Below are 15,742 nucleotides of genomic sequence, written 5' to 3'. Positions count from 1 at the left end.
TGCCGGTTCTCCCCCCAGCGAGTGTGCCATGCCTTCCTTCGACGTCGTGTCCGAAGTCGACACCCACGAACTCACCAATGCGGTCGACCAAGCCAACCGCGAACTCGGCAACCGTTTCGATTTCAAGGGCGTCGATGCCGAGTTCGTCCTCGACGACAAGAGCATCACCCAGTCGGCGCCGAGCGAATTCCAGCTCGAGCAGATGACCCAGATCCTGCGTGCGCGCCTGATCGCGCGCAACATCGACGCCCGTTGCCTGGAATTCGGCGACGTCGAGACCAACCTGGCCCGCGCGCGCCAGAAGATCACCGTCCAGCAGGGCATCGAGCAAAAGCTGGCGAAGAAGATCGCCGCGACCATCAAGGACGCCAAGCTCAAGGTCGAGACCCAGATCAACGGCGACAAGCTGCGCGTCACCGGCAAGAAGCGCGACGACCTACAGGCGGTGATGGCACTGCTCAAGGGCGGCGAATTCGAGCGCCCGCTGCAATTCGACAACTTCCGCGACTGAGATGAGCGCGATGGCCCCGTCCGGCGACGACCCGATCGCGGCGACCCGGCGCTGGCTGGAGCGCGCAGTGATCGGCCTGAACCTGTGCCCCTTCGCTAAGGCGGTGCTGGCCAAGGGCCAGGTGCGTTTCGTCCTCAGCGAGGCCACGACGACCGAAGCCCTGCTGGAAGAGCTGGCCTCGGAGCTGGTGCTGCTGGAGCAGAGCGACCCGGAGCTGATCGACACCACCGTGCTGATCCATCCGCACGTCTTGAACGAGTTCCTGGACTTCAACGACTTCCTGGAACTCGCCGACGGCGCGGTCGCCGCGCTGGACCTGGAAGGCGAGATCCAGGTCGCCAGCTTCCACCCGGACTATCAGTTCGCCGACACCGCCTACGACGACGTCGGCAACTGCACCAACCGCTCGCCCTACCCGACCTTGCATCTGTTGCGCGAAGCCAGCGTAGAACGCGCGGTCGCGGCCTTCCCCGATCCGGACGTGATCGTCGAACGCAATCTGGCGACCTTGGAAAAGCTCGGCCTGGAGGGCTGGCGCAAGCTGATGGCGGGTTGATTGGCTAACGCTCGGTGGACGGCAGGGGCGACGGGCAGAGCAGAGCAAATCCCCCTTTCCCCCTTTTCCAAAAAGGAGGAACAGCCAGCGCGACTTGATGTATGGATTCGCTGGCAGGTTGCAGACTCGGGGCCGCTCGCCACGGCTAGCACGTTCGCATCGGCTTGAAAGTCCGCGAGCGACGGATACATCCGATGGCGAAGAGCACCTGCCCGGAAGCACTTCCCCCCTTTTGCAAAGGGGGGCCAGGGCGGGAGTTGCTCTTGCCCTACGCCAGCCCGACCAGCCCGCGCTTAGCCCGCAGCCGCCGCGCGCGCACCCAGCGCCCTATCCAACAAAGTGCGCGCCTGCACCAGCGAATCGGCAATGCGGTGCCCCAGGCCGCGCAATTCCGCACGCGGCGGAACCAGGTCGGGCACCTGGATCGGCGTTGCGCCGGCGGCGAGCGCAGCGCGCACGCCGGGCTCGGAATCTTCCAGCACCAGGCAACGGCGCGGATCGACGCCGAGCTGCCGTGCAGCCAACAAATAAATGTCCGGCGCCGGCTTCGCATGCTCGACGTCGCTGCCGGTGACGATCACCGCGAACCGCTCGATCAGGCCGCTCGAAGTCAGCTTCGCCAGCGCGCGTTCGCGGCGGGTCGAGGTCGCGACCGCCTTCGGGATACCGTGCGCATCGAGCAGGTCCAGCAAGTCGATCAAACCGCTCTTGAGCGGCAGGCCGACGGCGACGCGCGCGTCGTAGAGGCGGTCGCCGGCGTCGCGCAGGCGCAAGGCCGTGTCGGCGCCGAGGCGCTCGGCGAGCATCGCGTGGCTGGCGCGATCGTGCATGCCGACCATGCTCAGCCACAGCGCGTCGTCGGCTTCGATCGACTCCTCCACCGCGGCGGCGCGCCAGGTCTCGAGCATCGCGCGCTCGCTGTCCAGCATCAGGCCGTCCATGTCGAACAACACCGCATCGGGGACGAAATCGATCGGCGGCAATCCGGACTCAACCACGGAACAAGGTCTCGATATCGGACGCGTCGAGCCGGCGCCATTGCCCGCTCGGCAGATCGCCCAGCGACAAGCCGCCGATGCGGCTGCGGTGCAGGGCTTCGACGTGGTTGCCGACCGCGGCGAACATGCGCCGCACCTGGTGATAGCGGCCTTCGGTCAGAGTCAGGCGAGCCTGGCGTGGGGCGACCACGTCGAGCGCGGCCGGTGCCAACGGCGTCTGTTCCGACTCCAGCATCAGCTCGCCGCTGGCGAAGATCGCGCCCTCGTCGCCGCGCAGATCGGCGGCCAGCGTGGCCTCGTAGACCTTGGCCAGCTGCGCCTTCGGCGACACGATCCGATGCAGCAGACCGCCGTCGTCGGTGAACAACAGCAGGCCGCTGGTCTCGCGGTCGAGCCGGCCGACCGAGGACAACAACGGCGAACGCGCGCGAAAACGCGGCGGCAGCAAGTCGTAGACGATGCGTCCGGGGTCCTTGGTCGAGCAGGTGTAACCGACCGGCTTGTGCAACAGCAGGGTCAGGCCGGCCGGCGGATCGAGCGGCTCGCCGTCGAGGCGGATCGCCTCGTGGGCGACCTTGTCGTCGGCGTACAGCACCTCGCCCTGCGCATCGGTGATGCGGCCCGAGCGGAACATCGCGGTGACGTCCTTGCGGCTGCCATAGCCCAGATTGGCGATCAGCTTGACCAGTTTCATGCGCGCGCCCTGCCCGGAGCCTTCGAATGCTTGATCGCTTCGACGACCTTGAAGCCGCCGCGCTGGGCGACGATGCGAACCTGGCCGAAGCGTTCGTCGAGCACCGATTCGTAGGGCAGATGGCGGTTCGCCACCAGCCACAGGCGACCACCGGGGTTCAAGGCCTCGGCGGCGACGGCGATGAAGCGGCGGCCCAGGTCGGGGCGTTCGTCGCGGCCCTGGCCGTGGAACGGCGGGTTGCTGACGATCACGTCGTAACCGCGGTCGAGGCCGGCGGTGACGTCGTGCCAGTGGAACTCGAGCTCGGCCGTCGTCGCCACGCGCGACAGATTGGTTCGCGCCAGTTCCAGCGCGCGCGCCTGCGCTTCGTACAGGTCCACGGCGACGACGCCGGGGCAACGCGCCAACAATTCGGCCGAAAGATAGCCGTAGCCGGCGCCGAGATCGGCCGCATGGCCGCGCAGATCGCTCGGCAGGTGCGCCGCGAGCAAGGCCGATGCGGTGTCGATGCGGTCCCAGGCGAACACCCCGGGGCGGCTGACGAAGCGGCCGCCGAGGATCTCGCGCGGCGCGTCGAACGCCGCCCAGGCCGCGGCCTGGGCAGGATCGGCCGCGCCGTCCAGCGGTGCGGTCCAGAACGCGCGGCATTTGCGCTTGGACAGGCTGCCGACCGGGCCGGCGATGCGCCCCAGGTCGGTCTCGCCGGAACGCGCGCCCTCGTCGTTGCGCATGCAGGCGAGCACGCGCCCGCCGGGTGCGGTGCGCGCGATCGCCTGGGCGAACAGCGCTCGTGCCTCGTCGCGCTGGCGCGGCGGCAGCACCAGCACCAGCGGGAAGCGCCGGGCCGGGTCGAGCGTGTCCAGGTCGACCGTGTCCAGGCCGGCGCGGTGCAAGGCGTCGACTTCGGGCTTGAAGCCCTGTTCGCAGACCAGGCCGGGGCGCGGCTGCTGACGCAGGCCGATGCCGTCGCGCGCGTGCAGGAACAGCGCGCCGCCCTGTTCGGGCCAGCGCAGCACGCCGTCGGCGAGGGGCTGGAAGAGGGTGTCGAGCGCGTCGTCGGAGCGGTCAACGCGCATGCGGGTAATTCTGAATGGCGGTCATCGCACGGATTTTACGCGCGACCGCGCTAGGGTGGCGGCATCGCATCCAACGGAATGCATGCCTCATGCGCCTGCCCGTCCTGATTGCGGCCCTGTTGATGCCCGCGGTGGCCTGGTTTTCCCAACAGGGCGTGTTCGGCCCCGACAACGGCACGATCTCCGACCGCTACCCCACCCTGCTGGTCGCGGCCGGCTACGCCTTCGCGATCTGGGGCCCGATCTTCCTCGGCGACCTGATCTTCGCCTTCTGGCAGCTGCGCGGGCGCTATCGCGGCGCCGACAGCCTGCGCCGGCTGCGCCCGGCCGCGGCCGCCGGCTTCACCCTGACCGCGCTGTGGATGCCGATCTTCTCCCAACAGTGGTTCTGGCTGGCCTTGGCGGTGATCTGGCTGGCGCTGGCCTGCCTGGCCCGCTGCGCGGTGCTGCTGTCGCGCGACAGCCACCCCCTGCCCGGGCAGATCGCCTGGGCCAAGTTCCCGATCTCCTTACATGCCGGCTGGCTCAGCCTGGCCGCGTTCCTGAACACTGCCCAGGTGATCGTCGCCTATCGCCTGTTGCCGACCGACGACATGCTGGCCTGGAGCCTGGTGCTGCTGGCCGCAGCCGCCGCGCTGCTGTTGCTGTTGAACGCGCGCATGCGCGGCAACGCCGGCTATACGATCGCCGCGCTATGGGGCCTGGCCGGCGTCTACGTCGAACAATCCGGGTCGGTCTTGCATGGCGCGCAGATCGCCGCCTGGGGCGCGGTGGCGATCGCCGTGTTGTTGCTGGCGCAGACCTTATGGTTGCGCCTGCACCCGCGGCACCGGGTGTTTTCCGGCCACCTCTCGCCGGGCGAGTGATCGTCGTCGGCGCGTTCGCGCTGCGGCGTCGTTGCGGCTGCGCAACAGCGGCTTCATCGCCACGCAACGCCGCGACCGCGAGGATGGAACATCGTCCAGCCCAAGGAGCGACCCACGATGCGAGCCCTTTTCATCGGCGGCACCGTCGACAACAGCGAACTCGATCTCGACGACGGCACGCCGCCGCGCCATTACCCGCCCGACACCGGCAGCGGCCACTCGCGTTACCGCTTGCACCACGTCGGCTTGCGGCAGAACGATACGGTCTATGCGGTGTATGCGGCACCGGACCTTGCCGACGGTGAGGTCGAGCGGGTCGCGCAGGAGCGCGGCTATGCGCGCCGGTTCCAGGCGGAGCCGCAGGTCAGCGAGTGACCCAAGATCGGTGAGCCTCACCGCTGCGCGCGCCCCTCTCCCGCACGCGGGAGAGGGGCTTATCGAAGCCGAAGTTCAGTGAGGTCGGCTCGCCGAACTCAGCCCTGCAATTCGCGCAAGGTCACCGACGGCGGTGCGTCCAGCACCCGGCGAGTAGCGAACATGCCGGCCGCCAAGGCCGCCAGCACGCCGGCGGCGGCGCCGAACGCGGCCATGCGCGCGTCGAATTCCCAAGGCAGATCGAACACTTGCACCGCGACCACGCCGGCCAGCACCGAAGCGGCGATGGCGGCGGTCAAACCCGACAGCAAACCGATCGCGGCGAACTCCGAGGCCTGGGCCAGGCGCAACTGGCGCCGGCTGCCGCCGAGCACGCGCATCACCCCGCCTTCGAGCAAGCGTTCGTCCTGGCTCGCGCTGACCGCCGCCATCAACACCAGCACGCCGGCGACCAGGGAGAAATAGAACACCACCTCGACCACGGTCGAGACCTGGTCGGCGGTGCTGCGCACTTGCTTGAGCACCTGGTCGATGTCGATCACCGACAGGTTCGGGAAGCGTTCGACCAACTGCGAGGTGAAACGCGTGCGCTCGGCCGGCACGTTCATCGCGGTGATGTAGCTCGCCGCATAACCGTCGAGCGAACCGGGCGAAGCGATGACGAAGAAGTTCGGGCGGAAACTTTCCCAATCGACCTTACGCAGGCTGGTGACGGTGGCCTGGAAGTTCTGCCCGGCGATGTCGAAGCCGACCTGGTCGCCGAGCTTCCAGCCCAGCTCCTCGGCGAAACCTTCTTCGACCGAAACCTCTGGCCGGGCGAGCTTTCGCGCGGCCCAGAACGTGCCGTCGACGATCTTGTTGTCCGAGCGCAGGCTGTCGGCAACCGACAGATTGAATTCGCGCTCGGCCAATTGCTTGGCGCGCTCGCCGCGCTCGGCATAGTCGGCGCCGGTGACGGCCTTGCCGTTGTGCGCGACCAGGCGCCCGCGGATCATCGGAAACAGGGTCGGCGCCGGCAGGCCTTGCTCGCCGATGAAACGGCGCACGTCGGCGATCTGGTCCTGCTGCACGTTGATGATGAAGCGGTTTGGCGCATCGGCCGACAACGACAGCTGCCAGCGATCGAGCAGATCGGTGCGCACGAAGGTCAGCAGCAGCAAGGCCATCAGGCCCAGGCCGAGCGCCGAGACCTGGGCGATGCTGGTGCCGGCGCGGCGGCTGACGTTGGCCAGGCCGTAGCGCAGGCTGCCGCGCAAGCGCGAACGCAGGCGACGCACCACCACGATCAAACCCCAGGCCAGCAAAGCGAGCACCGCCAGAGTCGCGGCGATGCCGCCGAGCATGGCCGCGCCGAGCGCGACCGAACCGGCCTTCCACCACAACAAGGCGCCGAGGCCGAGCAGGCCGACGATCGCGACCACCCAGGCGCTGGGCTCGGTCGGGTCGAGATCGCGGCGCAGCACGCGCAGGGCCGGCACGCGCCGCAGCGCGAGCACCGGCGGCGCGCCGAAAGCGAGCAACACCACCATGCCGACACCGAAGCCTTGCACCGCCGGCAACCAGCCCGCGCCCGGGATCGACATCTTCAAGGCCTGTTCCAGCCAACCGCCGATCAGCCATTGCAGGCCGAAGGCGAGCGCGACACCGATCGCGCTCGCGATCAAACCCAGCAGCACCATCTCGCCGACGTGAATGCCGACCAGGGTGCGCTGGCTGGCGCCAAGGCAGCGCATCACCGCGGTGCCGGACAAATGGCGCTCGCTATGGCGGCGTGCGGCCATCGCCACCGCGACCGCCGCCAACACCACCGAGACCAGCGCGGCCAAACCGAGGAAACGCCCGGCGCGGTCGAGCGCCGAACGCACTTCCGGACGCGCGTCGGAAATGGTTTCCAGGCGCTGGCCGCGTTGCAGCGCGGGCTTGGCCGCGGCGACGAAACGCTCGACCGCACCGGGCGCACCGGCGACGACGAGGCGATAGCGGATGCGGCTGCCGGGCTGGACCAGCCCGGTCGCGGGCAGATCGCCAGCGTTGAGAAACACCTTCGGCGCGATGTTGAAATAGTCGAGCGAGGCATCCGGTTCCTGCACCACCAGCGCGGCCAGGCGCAGGCTGGAATCGCCGATCGCGATGCTCTGGCCGATCTGCGCGCCGAGCGTGTCGGCGCCGGCGCGGCTCATCCACACCGTGCCCTTCGCCGGCACGCCCTGCGCATCGCGTTCGGCGCCACCGGCGCGATCGACGATGCGGAAACTGCCGCGCAAGGGAAAGCCTTCGCCGAGCGCGCGCAGATCGCCGAGTTGCAGGCGTTCGCCGACCCGGATCATGGTCTGCAGTTCGGTGGCTTCGGCGCGGCGCAGCGCCGGCACCGACGCCGCCCGGCGCAGGGCGCCTTCGATCGGGTGATCGGCGCGGATCACTGCATCGCCGCCGAGCAGGCGATTGGCTTCGATGGTCAACGCGCGTTCGGCGCGATCGGTGACGAAGCCGACCGCGGTCACCGCCAACACGGCCAATACCAGCGCCGCGAGCAGGATGCGCACGTCGCCGGCCTTGAGGTCGCGGCGCAGCTGCCGCCACGCCAACGACACGGTGCGGGGCATGCCGCTCACTCCTGCACCAGGCGGCCGCTGTCGAGGCGGATGCGGCGATGGCAGCGCTCGGCCAAGTGCTCGTCGTGGGTCACCAGTACCAAGGTCGTGCCGGCATCGGCGTTGAGTTCGAACAGCAATTCGATGATCGCCTGGCCGGTGTGGGTGTCGAGATTGCCGGTGGGCTCATCGGCGAACAACAACGACGGCCGGGTCACGAAGGCGCGCGCGAGCGCGACGCGCTGCTGCTCGCCGCCGGACAACTGGCGCGGGTAATGATCCAGGCGCTGGCCCAGGCCGACTTTGGCCAGGATCGCTTGCGCCGGCGCGAAGGCATCGCGGTCGCCGCGCAGTTCCAGCGGCAACATCACGTTTTCCAACGCGGTCAGCGATGGCAACAGTTGGAAGCTCTGGAACACGAAGCCGACTTTCTCGCTGCGCACGCGCGCGCGACCGTCCTCGTCGAGCGAGGAAATCGGTTCACCGTCGAGCACGACCGTGCCGCTGCTCGGCGAGTCCAGGCCCGCCATCAACGACAGCAGGGTGCTCTTGCCCGAGCCGGAGGCCCCGACGATCGCGACCGTGTCGCCCTTGGCGATCGAAAATCCGACCCCATCGAGGATCGTGAGTTCGCCGGACGGCAACGCCACACGCTTGCTCAGCCGGTCGACCTCGAGGGTCGGCACCGCCGCACGCGATACCGCTTCAGCGTGCGTCCCGTCGCGCCCCTTCACGATGGAATCGGCCATGATCGAATCGGCCAGGTTGGAAGCTGCCATGATCGTCCTATCTGCTTGCCTCGCCGTATCTTCGGGAGACGTTATTAAATGAGTTTTAAGAACTGCAACCGCGAGGGCTTCGATTTCGGGGATCGCGACGGCGCGAGCGCCAGCATCGCCCCGGACCGCGCCTGCGGCCCGGCCGGCGATATCGCGGCCCGGAAAGAACGATATGCGGCATCGCCGGGCCGCGTTCAATGGGCCGTTGGTCGTGGCGCCCGCTCCGCGCTGCTGGCCGCGGCCGTGCTGCTGAGCGCTTGGGCGCCGCTGCAGGCGCAACCGGCGACCGCCCCACGAGCCTCGGCCAAGCCTGCGGTCGCCGCACCGGCGGCCAAGGCGGCGCGCACCGTGCTGTTCATGGGCGACTCGCTGTCGGCCGGCTACGGCCTGGCCGCTTCGCAGGGCTGGGTGGCGCTGACCGCCGAGCGCATCGCCAAGACCAAGCCCGGCTGGAAGGTGGTCAATGCCAGCATCAGCGGCGAAACCACCGCCGGCGGCGCCTCGCGCATCGCCGGCGAACTGCAGCGCAACCGTCCGGCCGTCGTGGTGATCGAACTGGGCGCCAACGACGGCCTGCGCGGACTGCAACTGGCGCAGAGCCGGGCCAACCTCGAACGCATGATCGCCGCGGCCAAGGCGGCCAAGGCACAGGTGCTGCTGATCGGCATGCGCATGCCGCCGAACCTCGGCAAGGAGTACACCCAGGGCTTCGAGCGCAACTTCCGCGAACTGGCGAACCAGCACGGCACCGCCCTGCTACCGTTCCTGCTCGAACCGATCGCCCTCGACCGCGCCGCGTTCCAGGCCGACAACCTGCATCCGATCGCGAGCGCGCAGCCGAAGCTGCGCGATCACGTGTGGACTCGGCTCGGGCCGATGTTGAAATAGCTGCGAATCGAAACGGGCGCGAAGGCGTCCGCTTCAGGCGCTGTGGCGGGCCGCGGTAGAACGGGCCCGTGCGTGCGGCTTCTCGGCATCGCGTCCGAGATAGGCCTTGCAGCGGAACTGGTCGATATCGTTGATCCGCAGGATGTTGCGCTTGCGGCTGACCAGGCCGCTGCGGTGCCAGGTCTGCAACTGCGCGTTCAACTTGGGCCGGCTGGCGTTAACCATCGCCGCCAGGATGCTCTGGGTCGGCGGCAGGGCGACCTCGAAACTGTCCTCGCGCGGACGCGTCTGCGAGCGCATCAGCGACAACAGATACCTCGCCAGACGCGACTCGAGGCGATGCAGGCACATCGTCTCCAGGCTTTCCACCGCTTGCCGCAAGCGCATGCACAACGAGGCATGGGCGCGTTCGATGACCGCCGGGTCCGCGGTCAGGCTCGGGAAGTGGCGGCGCGACAGCAACAGCACGCGGGTCGGACTGTAGGCCACCGCGGTGAAGGTATGCGAGTGATTGTCGAGCAACGGCGTTTCGTCGACCGTTTCGCCGCTTTCGATGGTGTCGACGATGAGCTCCTGGCCATCGGGACCGTACAGCAGCTTATAGATCCGCCCGTGAATGACGAAGGCGAGGAAGTCGCTGGAATCGTTCTTGAAGAACAGCGCATCGCCTTCTTCGAGGTTGAGTTCGGTGGAATGACGGGCGATGTGTTCCAGCAGCGTCGCCGGCAAACCGCGCAGGAGGTTGCAGCGATCCAGGCCCCAGCGGCGCCGGCGCACGGCGATGTTGTCTTCGAGTGTCACGCACATACGGGCGGCCGCGTGCCCGAGCTGGCGGTTGCGTAAGTCCGGGCGGCGACGAGGCCGCGATCATGGTGGCCGCGCATGCGGCCGATGGCACGTTGCATAACGCCCCCTGTGGATCGTCTGCGTTCGGAGCCTGCGGCGAGCGGCGAGATCCGTCGATCGAGCTGTGTCGGAGGTGCGGCGCCGTTGCGGCGCCGCCAGCGCGAACCCGGCACGCAGGAGCCGGTACGATGCCGGCGCCAGCAGCGGCCCGGCATCGTGTCCCTTGCGGATTACGCGTACGGCGACGGCTTGAACGAGGTGAGCACGGTCAACAGGCTGGTCAGGTTGTCCGCCACGCCGGTCTGAGCGACCTTCTCGGTGGCGCCTGCGGCGGCGGTGGTGTCGACGCTGTAGATCTGCATCACGCCCTGGTTGGCGGCGGCCAGCGACAACGAATTCTGCTGCTGCTGCGAGGAAACCGCGTTCTCGAACAGGATGCCGGTGGAGTGCGCGGCGGCCTGGAAGATCGAGCCCATGGCGAAGGCCGGCGCTTCGCCGATGACCTTGACGTTGGACTGGGTGACGGCGTCGGTGATCTGATTGTTGACTGCGGTGGGAAAGGCCATGAAGAAATCCTCGGTTGGCGATTACTGGAAAGCGAATGAGCCCGGATGCCGGCCCGGCTCAGCGCGAGCGCGGACCGGCATCTGCGGCCTGACCGTCGCGGTCAGGCCCGAACGGCTGCGAGGTATGCGAATCGAACCGATTACGGCTTGAACGCGCGCAGCACGGTCAGCAGGCTGGTCAGGTTGTCCGACACGCCGGTCTGGGCGATCTTTTCGGTCGCGCCGGCGGCGGCGGTGGTGTCGAGGCTGTAGATCTGCATCACGCCCTGGTTGGCCGCCGCCTGCGCCAGCGTGTTCTGCTGCTGCTGCGCGGACACGGCGTTTTCGAACAGGATGCCGGTCGAGTGGGCCATCGACTGGTAGATCGAGCCCATCGCGAAGGCAGGCGCCTCGCCGATGACCTTGACGTTGGACTGGGTGACGGCATCGGTGATTTGATCGTTGACGGCGGTAGGGAAAGCCATGTTGAACTCCTTGGAGGGATGAAGTACGGCCGATGCCGTACGTGTTGGAAGAACGAGTCATCTATCGCGTTGTGAAGCCGATGCTGGCGCCTTGGCGGCGTGTTTTAGTTGTTGTCCCGATCGGGTTTTGCAGCGGAATTTCCGCTGTTTTCCGCATCGGCACGCGACTCGTCCGATGGCGCGGAATTCTGGGTCTTCGGGATCAGGCCGTTGTCCTTCGCGGCGTCGATCACGCTTTGCAGTTGTTTGGCGAGCGGCCCGAACTGTTTGTCGAAGCAGGCCTCGACTTCGAGCTGGACCAGGTGCGCGAGTTGATCGGCGATCTGCGCGATCATCGGCCGCTCGCCGGCGGCGCCTGCGTTGCCCGGCGGCGGCTTGGGCGGACGCAGATCGTCGAGCGAGGTGGCGCGCTCGACCGCGCCGAGCACCGCCGCCTCGGCTTCGCGCTCGGCGCGCGCATCCTTGCGCACCGTCGCCTGGGTACGGCGCAGGCTTTGCTCGATCACGTCCTCGATGCGCTGACGGCCGGATTCGATGAGGTTGCCGGCCTGCGAACGGCCGAGCTGTCCGACCGTCGGCGCGCCGGCCGGCGCCGCTGCGCGCGCCTTGGAATCGGCGTCGATCGCATCCAGCGCCGCGCTCACCTGCACGCGTTCTCCGTCGCTGAGTTCGCGGCCGAGCACGTGCAAGGCCAACAGGCCGACGTGATGGTCCAGTTCGGTGCGGATCGGATCGGCGGCGGTTCGGCTCATCGAGGCACCATTCGAGGCGCCATTGAGCGCGGCGCCGTTGACGGCCGCTGCGCTGGCGAAGCTTGCATCGGGAGGGGCGGCGGACATCAGCGCGCTCCCAACTGCTTCAGCAACGCGCTCAGCACCTGCTGGGGCTGCACGCCGACCAGCTTGGCCAAGGCCGTCAGGACCTGCTCGGGCGACACCCCGGCCAGTTTCGTCAGCGCTTCGAGTACGTCCGGGCGCAGGAAGCGCTCGATCAGCTCGTCGCCGTCCGCGGCCGGCTCAGCCGGCGGCGCCGGATCCGCTACCGGTGCGGTCGCCGGCGCCACCGGCGGCGCCGATGCCGGCGCGAGCGCGTGCTCCATCGCCTCGCTCGATGCGGCGTGCGCCGCCGATACGGCCTGCTCCACCGCCTGTTGCGACGCCGCTTGCGCAGCTTTGACCGCCGGCAGATCGAACAGACCTTCCAGTTCCTCGTGCAGCAGGTAATGCAGATTCTCGTCCATTGCGAACTCCGGTCTTACAAGGGATGCGATACGCAATGCGGTCGCCGATCAGGCCGGGCTGGGCTTGCGCGTGACGGTGACGACGGACGCCGGCGCCTTGTATCCGGCGATCGACGCAGTGATTTGCCGCGTGCCGGCAAAAGCCGCGAGTGGGCCGACCGTGGCCTGCCAGTAGGCGGCCGAGACGCTGGCGACCAGTTGTTGCAACTGCGCGCCGACGTTGCCCTGGCTCGACGCGGAGGCCTCGAAAGGCACCAGGTCGTAGGCCAGCAGCACGATCGTGCGCAGGAATTCGTCCTGGATATCGCTGTGTTCGAGGCCTTGCGCATCCGAGCCGAGCAGGTAGGAACGCCAGTTGATGAACAGGTTCAGGGCCCGGCACAGCGCCGCGAACCAGACGCTGCGCACGCCGCTGTCGCCGGCCAGGGCTTCGACCAAGGCCTGGAATGCGGCATAGGCGCGGTCGAGGTTGGCGACGCTCGCGATCAGCGCCATCGCCGCGGCCAATTGCTCCTGGATCACCGGCTTGCCGGCGACGAACAGATCGGTCAGCGTCGCGGCATCGCGCACCAGGCTCAGGAGTTGGGCGATCTGGGCGGCGCTCAGGGCCTGCAGGCCGGTGAACATCAGCCTGTCGCTCGCGACGCGCAGCAGGTCGGTGTCGACATAGCCGTCGAGGCCACCCTGGATCGAAGCGAACCATCCCGGAGCGCCGGTGACCGCATGCCCCCCCAGATGGGTGTCGAAGGCGATGAAGGGGTACTTCGCAGCGACGAAGCTGCGGTAGTGGCAGGCGTGGCCGAGTCGGAACCCCAGCAGGCTGGCGTTCGCCGTCAACAGCTCGTAATAGCTCGGGCCCTGCTCCGACGACGGCAGATCCAGCGATTCGCACAAGGCCATCGTGTTGCGTTTGCCGGCGGAGTCGACCCGCTCGCGCGTGCGCGCGCTGGCGACGTCGTAGCGGCGCAAGGTCAGGCCGTCGCAGGTCAGGCTGTCGTTGCGGAACATCTCGTCGAACAATCCCGAGACGTCGTAGGTCCGATGCGGCGGCGTGCCCGCGCTGTCGCGCGCCTCCTCGGCCTGGCGCCCTTTGGCCGCGGCCAGGCAGGCGAAGACATAGTCCGAATAGGCGCGATAGAAACCCGTCGCCGGCAACCGCAACGAATAGGCCATGGCATAGCCGATCGCCGAGCGATTGTCCGAAGACAGACCCGCGTCTTCTCCACACTGGATGTGGTTGGTCAGTTGCAAGGCACGCGCGCCCGCGCCGGCACCGAAGAAACGGGTCAGCTCCGGGCTCGGTTGAACCTGCTGCTGCGCAGTCAGAAACGCGAACAACTCGGCGTAGTGGCCGCCCCTGTTCCCGCTGCCGGGCAGGTCGATGCCGATTACCTCGCCGAGGCTCGGATCTTCGAACAGGGGCAGGATCCTGGCGCTCAGATCGCGTTCGAGCGCCTGCGCGCCGGCGTAGACCGCCGAGGTCCGCGCCAGCAGCTTGTACTGGGTCTGGCGGGCTCGGTTGTAGCTCGCGACGACAGCATTGGCCGCGCGGATCTCGTCCTCGCCGATGGCCGTCTGCACATGGGCGACGCCCTGCTGTTCGAGATAGCGCAGGCTCATCGCCATCCACTGCAGATAGCGTGTTTCGCCATCGGGCTCGGCGCGCAGCCGTCTGATCGCGAACGAGCGCGCGCAGCAGGCATCGTCGAACGGCGTGTACTGGCCGGCGCTGTAGATCTTGCGGTTGAAGTAACGCAAGGCCGGCATCAACTGGTCGAGCGTCGTCGAGGCGTTCGGCTTCGCGCCCTTGACCAGGGCCTCGAGCGCGCCGCGCACGGTCTTGTACAGCACCGGGTCGGTGGCGGCGATGCCGCGGCGCAGGTTCAGGCCTAACCAACGGGTCAAGCAGACGCAGGCGATGTAGAGATTCTCGGCGATGCATTCGCCGCGCTCGTAGCGCGCGCGGTTGCCGCTGGCGGCCAGGCTGGCGAGCGGATTGCTCTCCTCCATCCACGACAGCGCCTTGAGAAACAAGGACACCGCGCCGCGACCGGCCTGGGCGTCGTCGGCTTCGCCACCGCCGAAGGCCGCGGCCAACGACAGTTGCTGGCCCTTGGCGATGGCGACCGTGGCCTGCACTTCGACCGTGCCGTCGCGGCCCTGCACCTTGTACGCGACCGGCAATTGCAGCGAGTCGCCGGCCACCGACGCCGCATCTTCGACCGGCAGGATGCCGGCGAAACGGCTGTGGTAGTCGAAGCGATAGCTCGGCAATGTCAGCGACGGCAAGGCGAAATAAGCCATGGCCCGGGTCCTGTGGGTGCGGTGCGGCGACGGCGGGCCGACGCGGGCGTGCGTTCACGCCCGCGCGGGACGGCGCGGCGGTCAACTGCCCTTGCGGTTCTGCAGCAGCGAGGAGTACTTGGCGATGCTTGAATCGATGCGGTCGATGGCGAAGCTCGCCGACTCGGCTTCCATCGCACCGGCAGCGGCGGCAACGGCGGCGGCCGCGCCCATGAGGATGTCGGTGGCGAGAATGCCCAACGCGTCCTCGGCGGCTTTCTCGAGGTGGTTGTCGACCAGGTCCTGGGTCATTTGCCGCATCAGGATGCCTTGGCTGGCCAGCGCGATCTTGCTGACACCGTCGAAATAGGCCGCGGCCGATTGCGCCACCAGGCCGGCGGCCTGGCTGATCATCATGTCCGGCCCGGTCGCGATCTGCGACGGCGCATACGACGCGGTCTCGGCGTTGGTGAATTGGACCGCCTGCACGATCTGCTGATTGAGCGCGTCGGTCGGCGGCGGAGCCGGCGTCGGCGGATCGACGCTCTTGGCGACCGCCAGGCTGCGCGCCGCGGCCAGCGGCGAGGGCGGTGGCGTCGCAGGAGTCGCAGGAGTCGACGGCGGCGTGCCCGCGGCAGCGGCCGAGGACGGTGCCGCGGCGGCGCTGGCAGGCGACGTCGCGGCGGCATCGCTCGGCGACGTGGCACCCGCTGCTGCGGGTGCTGCGGGTGCCGTCGATGCCGCGGGTGCGGCAGCGGCGGGCGTTGCCGTAGCCGCCGGCGCGCTCGGATCGACAGGCGCAGCCGGCGTAGCGGACGTCGTCGGACTCGCACTTGCGCTCGCGTCGGCCGGCGTCGTTGCGGGCGTCGTTGCAGGCGTATCTGCGGCAGCCGCGGGAGCCGTCGGCGCGTCGCTCGGCGGCGGCGCAGCGGTGGCCGCTGCCGCGGTCGCGGCCGGCGTATTCGCCGGGTCGGGCGCGGCCGGCGCCGCGGACACCGCAGGCGCAGGC

The 15,742-nt window shown here is 68.6% G+C and carries 17 protein-coding genes and 1 pseudogene; 6 read left to right on the top strand and 12 right to left on the bottom strand.

Annotated features, from left to right (window positions below):
• The first annotated feature begins 28 nt into the window (after positions 1 to 28).
• Entirely contained in the window at positions 29 to 511 is a 483-nt protein-coding gene (locus tag LC490_RS16495; protein WP_031371104.1) for a YajQ family cyclic di-GMP-binding protein, read from the top strand.
• Between the two features lies 1 nt (position 512).
• A complete protein-coding gene (locus tag LC490_RS16490) occupies positions 513 to 1,067 on the top strand; it encodes a DUF1415 domain-containing protein (protein WP_223620898.1) in 555 nt (184 codons plus the stop codon).
• Positions 1,068 to 1,360: 293 nt separating this feature from the next.
• On the opposite strand, the gene LC490_RS16485 is transcribed toward LC490_RS16490, so the two are convergent.
• The 3 genes from LC490_RS16485 to LC490_RS16475 are packed head-to-tail and all read right to left on the bottom strand — an operon-like array spanning position 1,361 to position 3,835.
• Positions 1,361 to 2,065 (bottom strand): HAD family phosphatase, encoded by a 705-nt coding sequence (locus LC490_RS16485; protein WP_223620897.1) that lies wholly within the window; start codon positions 2,063 to 2,065, stop codon positions 1,361 to 1,363.
• Positions 2,058 to 2,759: a pseudouridine synthase gene (locus LC490_RS16480; protein WP_223620896.1), complete on the bottom strand. Its 702-nt coding sequence runs from the start codon at positions 2,757 to 2,759 to the stop codon at positions 2,058 to 2,060. Before LC490_RS16480 ends, LC490_RS16485 begins: the two co-directional genes overlap by 8 nt.
• Positions 2,756 to 3,835, bottom strand: coding sequence for a class I SAM-dependent methyltransferase (locus tag LC490_RS16475; RefSeq protein WP_223620895.1), 1,080 nt, complete (start codon positions 3,833 to 3,835; stop codon positions 2,756 to 2,758). The genes LC490_RS16480 and LC490_RS16475 overlap by 4 nt, the downstream gene beginning before the upstream one ends.
• A gap of 89 nt (positions 3,836 to 3,924) precedes the next feature.
• On the opposite strand from LC490_RS16475, the gene LC490_RS16470 reads away from it, so the two are divergent.
• Both LC490_RS16470 and LC490_RS16465 read left to right on the top strand, forming a co-directional pair.
• On the top strand, positions 3,925 to 4,701 hold the full coding sequence (locus LC490_RS16470; protein ID WP_223620894.1) for a hypothetical protein: 777 nt from the start codon (positions 3,925 to 3,927) through the stop codon (positions 4,699 to 4,701).
• Positions 4,702 to 4,818: 117 nt separating this feature from the next.
• A complete protein-coding gene (locus tag LC490_RS16465; RefSeq protein ID WP_031371098.1) occupies positions 4,819 to 5,076 on the top strand; it encodes a hypothetical protein in 258 nt (85 codons plus the stop codon).
• Positions 5,077 to 5,174: 98 nt separating this feature from the next.
• Here LC490_RS16465 and LC490_RS16460 read toward each other — a convergent pair whose 3' ends face one another.
• Together LC490_RS16460 and LC490_RS16455 are read right to left on the bottom strand one after the other, a co-directional pair.
• The gene (locus LC490_RS16460) at positions 5,175 to 7,679 is read right to left on the bottom strand and encodes an FtsX-like permease family protein (protein ID WP_223620893.1); all 2,505 of its coding nucleotides are present in this window, start codon (positions 7,677 to 7,679) and stop codon (positions 5,175 to 5,177) included.
• Positions 7,680 to 7,684: 5 nt separating this feature from the next.
• On the bottom strand, positions 7,685 to 8,446 hold the full coding sequence (locus LC490_RS16455; protein ID WP_223620892.1) for an ABC transporter ATP-binding protein: 762 nt from the start codon (positions 8,444 to 8,446) through the stop codon (positions 7,685 to 7,687).
• Positions 8,447 to 8,494: 48 nt separating this feature from the next.
• On the opposite strand from LC490_RS16455, the gene LC490_RS16450 reads away from it, so the two are divergent.
• A complete protein-coding gene (locus LC490_RS16450; RefSeq protein WP_223620891.1) occupies positions 8,495 to 9,334 on the top strand; it encodes an arylesterase in 840 nt (279 codons plus the stop codon).
• 33 nt (positions 9,335 to 9,367) lie between these two features.
• Here the strand turns inward: LC490_RS16450 and LC490_RS16445 are convergent, their stop codons facing one another.
• The 7 genes from LC490_RS16445 to LC490_RS16415 all read right to left on the bottom strand — a co-directional run bounded on the left by LC490_RS16445 (position 9,368) and on the right by LC490_RS16415 (position 15,222).
• Complete coding sequence (locus LC490_RS16445) at positions 9,368 to 10,141, bottom strand: Crp/Fnr family transcriptional regulator (RefSeq protein WP_081930655.1); 774 nt, start codon at positions 10,139 to 10,141, stop codon at positions 9,368 to 9,370.
• A 269-nt stretch (positions 10,142 to 10,410) separates the two neighbouring features.
• Positions 10,411 to 10,746 carry a RebB family R body protein gene (locus tag LC490_RS16440; protein WP_031371093.1) on the bottom strand — a complete coding sequence of 112 codons (336 nt, stop codon included), beginning with the start codon at positions 10,744 to 10,746 and terminating at the stop codon, positions 10,411 to 10,413.
• A 140-nt stretch (positions 10,747 to 10,886) separates the two neighbouring features.
• The gene (locus LC490_RS16435; protein ID WP_031371092.1) at positions 10,887 to 11,210 is read right to left on the bottom strand and encodes a RebB family R body protein; all 324 of its coding nucleotides are present in this window, start codon (positions 11,208 to 11,210) and stop codon (positions 10,887 to 10,889) included.
• Positions 11,211 to 11,314: 104 nt separating this feature from the next.
• Positions 11,315 to 12,049, bottom strand: coding sequence for a hypothetical protein (locus LC490_RS16430; RefSeq protein ID WP_223620890.1), 735 nt, complete (start codon positions 12,047 to 12,049; stop codon positions 11,315 to 11,317).
• The gene (locus LC490_RS16425; protein ID WP_031371090.1) at positions 12,049 to 12,450 is read right to left on the bottom strand and encodes a hypothetical protein; all 402 of its coding nucleotides are present in this window, start codon (positions 12,448 to 12,450) and stop codon (positions 12,049 to 12,051) included. Before LC490_RS16425 ends, LC490_RS16430 begins: the two co-directional genes overlap by 1 nt.
• A gap of 48 nt (positions 12,451 to 12,498) precedes the next feature.
• The gene (locus LC490_RS16420) at positions 12,499 to 14,754 is read right to left on the bottom strand and encodes a hypothetical protein (protein ID WP_223620889.1); all 2,256 of its coding nucleotides are present in this window, start codon (positions 14,752 to 14,754) and stop codon (positions 12,499 to 12,501) included.
• Between the two features lie 81 nt (positions 14,755 to 14,835).
• On the bottom strand, positions 14,836 to 15,222 hold the full coding sequence (locus tag LC490_RS16415; protein WP_223620888.1) for a hypothetical protein: 387 nt from the start codon (positions 15,220 to 15,222) through the stop codon (positions 14,836 to 14,838).
• 10 nt (positions 15,223 to 15,232) lie between these two features.
• Here LC490_RS16415 and LC490_RS16410 point away from each other — a divergent pair.
• Positions 15,233 to 15,742, top strand: a pseudogene (locus LC490_RS16410) (hypothetical protein); the annotation flags it as partial.

This window comes from Lysobacter sp. ESA13C, assembly GCF_019970005.1.
Lineage (GTDB): Bacteria > Pseudomonadota > Gammaproteobacteria > Xanthomonadales > Xanthomonadaceae > Lysobacter > Lysobacter antibioticus_B.
Note: the sequence above shows the minus strand (reverse complement) of the source record. Positions and strands in the feature narration are given on the sequence as shown.

Coding starts and splice junctions, on each gene's coding strand:
- LC490_RS16495 (WP_031371104.1), top strand. CDS start 29: ATGCCTTCCTTCGACGTCGTGTCCGAAGTCGACACCCACGAACTCACC.
- LC490_RS16490 (WP_223620898.1), top strand. CDS start 513: ATGAGCGCGATGGCCCCGTCCGGCGACGACCCGATCGCGGCGACCCGG.
- LC490_RS16480 (WP_223620896.1), bottom strand. CDS start 2,759: ATGAAACTGGTCAAGCTGATCGCCAATCTGGGCTATGGCAGCCGCAAG.
- LC490_RS16475 (WP_223620895.1), bottom strand. CDS start 3,835: ATGCGCGTTGACCGCTCCGACGACGCGCTCGACACCCTCTTCCAGCCC.
- LC490_RS16470 (WP_223620894.1), top strand. CDS start 3,925: ATGCGCCTGCCCGTCCTGATTGCGGCCCTGTTGATGCCCGCGGTGGCC.
- LC490_RS16465 (WP_031371098.1), top strand. CDS start 4,819: ATGCGAGCCCTTTTCATCGGCGGCACCGTCGACAACAGCGAACTCGAT.
- LC490_RS16460 (WP_223620893.1), bottom strand. CDS start 7,679: ATGCCCCGCACCGTGTCGTTGGCGTGGCGGCAGCTGCGCCGCGACCTC.
- LC490_RS16455 (WP_223620892.1), bottom strand. CDS start 8,446: ATGGCAGCTTCCAACCTGGCCGATTCGATCATGGCCGATTCCATCGTG.
- LC490_RS16450 (WP_223620891.1), top strand. CDS start 8,495: ATGAGTTTTAAGAACTGCAACCGCGAGGGCTTCGATTTCGGGGATCGC.
- LC490_RS16445 (WP_081930655.1), bottom strand. CDS start 10,141: ATGTGCGTGACACTCGAAGACAACATCGCCGTGCGCCGGCGCCGCTGG.
- LC490_RS16440 (WP_031371093.1), bottom strand. CDS start 10,746: ATGGCCTTTCCCACCGCAGTCAACAATCAGATCACCGACGCCGTCACC.
- LC490_RS16435 (WP_031371092.1), bottom strand. CDS start 11,210: ATGGCTTTCCCTACCGCCGTCAACGATCAAATCACCGATGCCGTCACC.
- LC490_RS16430 (WP_223620890.1), bottom strand. CDS start 12,049: ATGTCCGCCGCCCCTCCCGATGCAAGCTTCGCCAGCGCAGCGGCCGTC.
- LC490_RS16425 (WP_031371090.1), bottom strand. CDS start 12,450: ATGGACGAGAATCTGCATTACCTGCTGCACGAGGAACTGGAAGGTCTG.
- LC490_RS16420 (WP_223620889.1), bottom strand. CDS start 14,754: ATGGCTTATTTCGCCTTGCCGTCGCTGACATTGCCGAGCTATCGCTTC.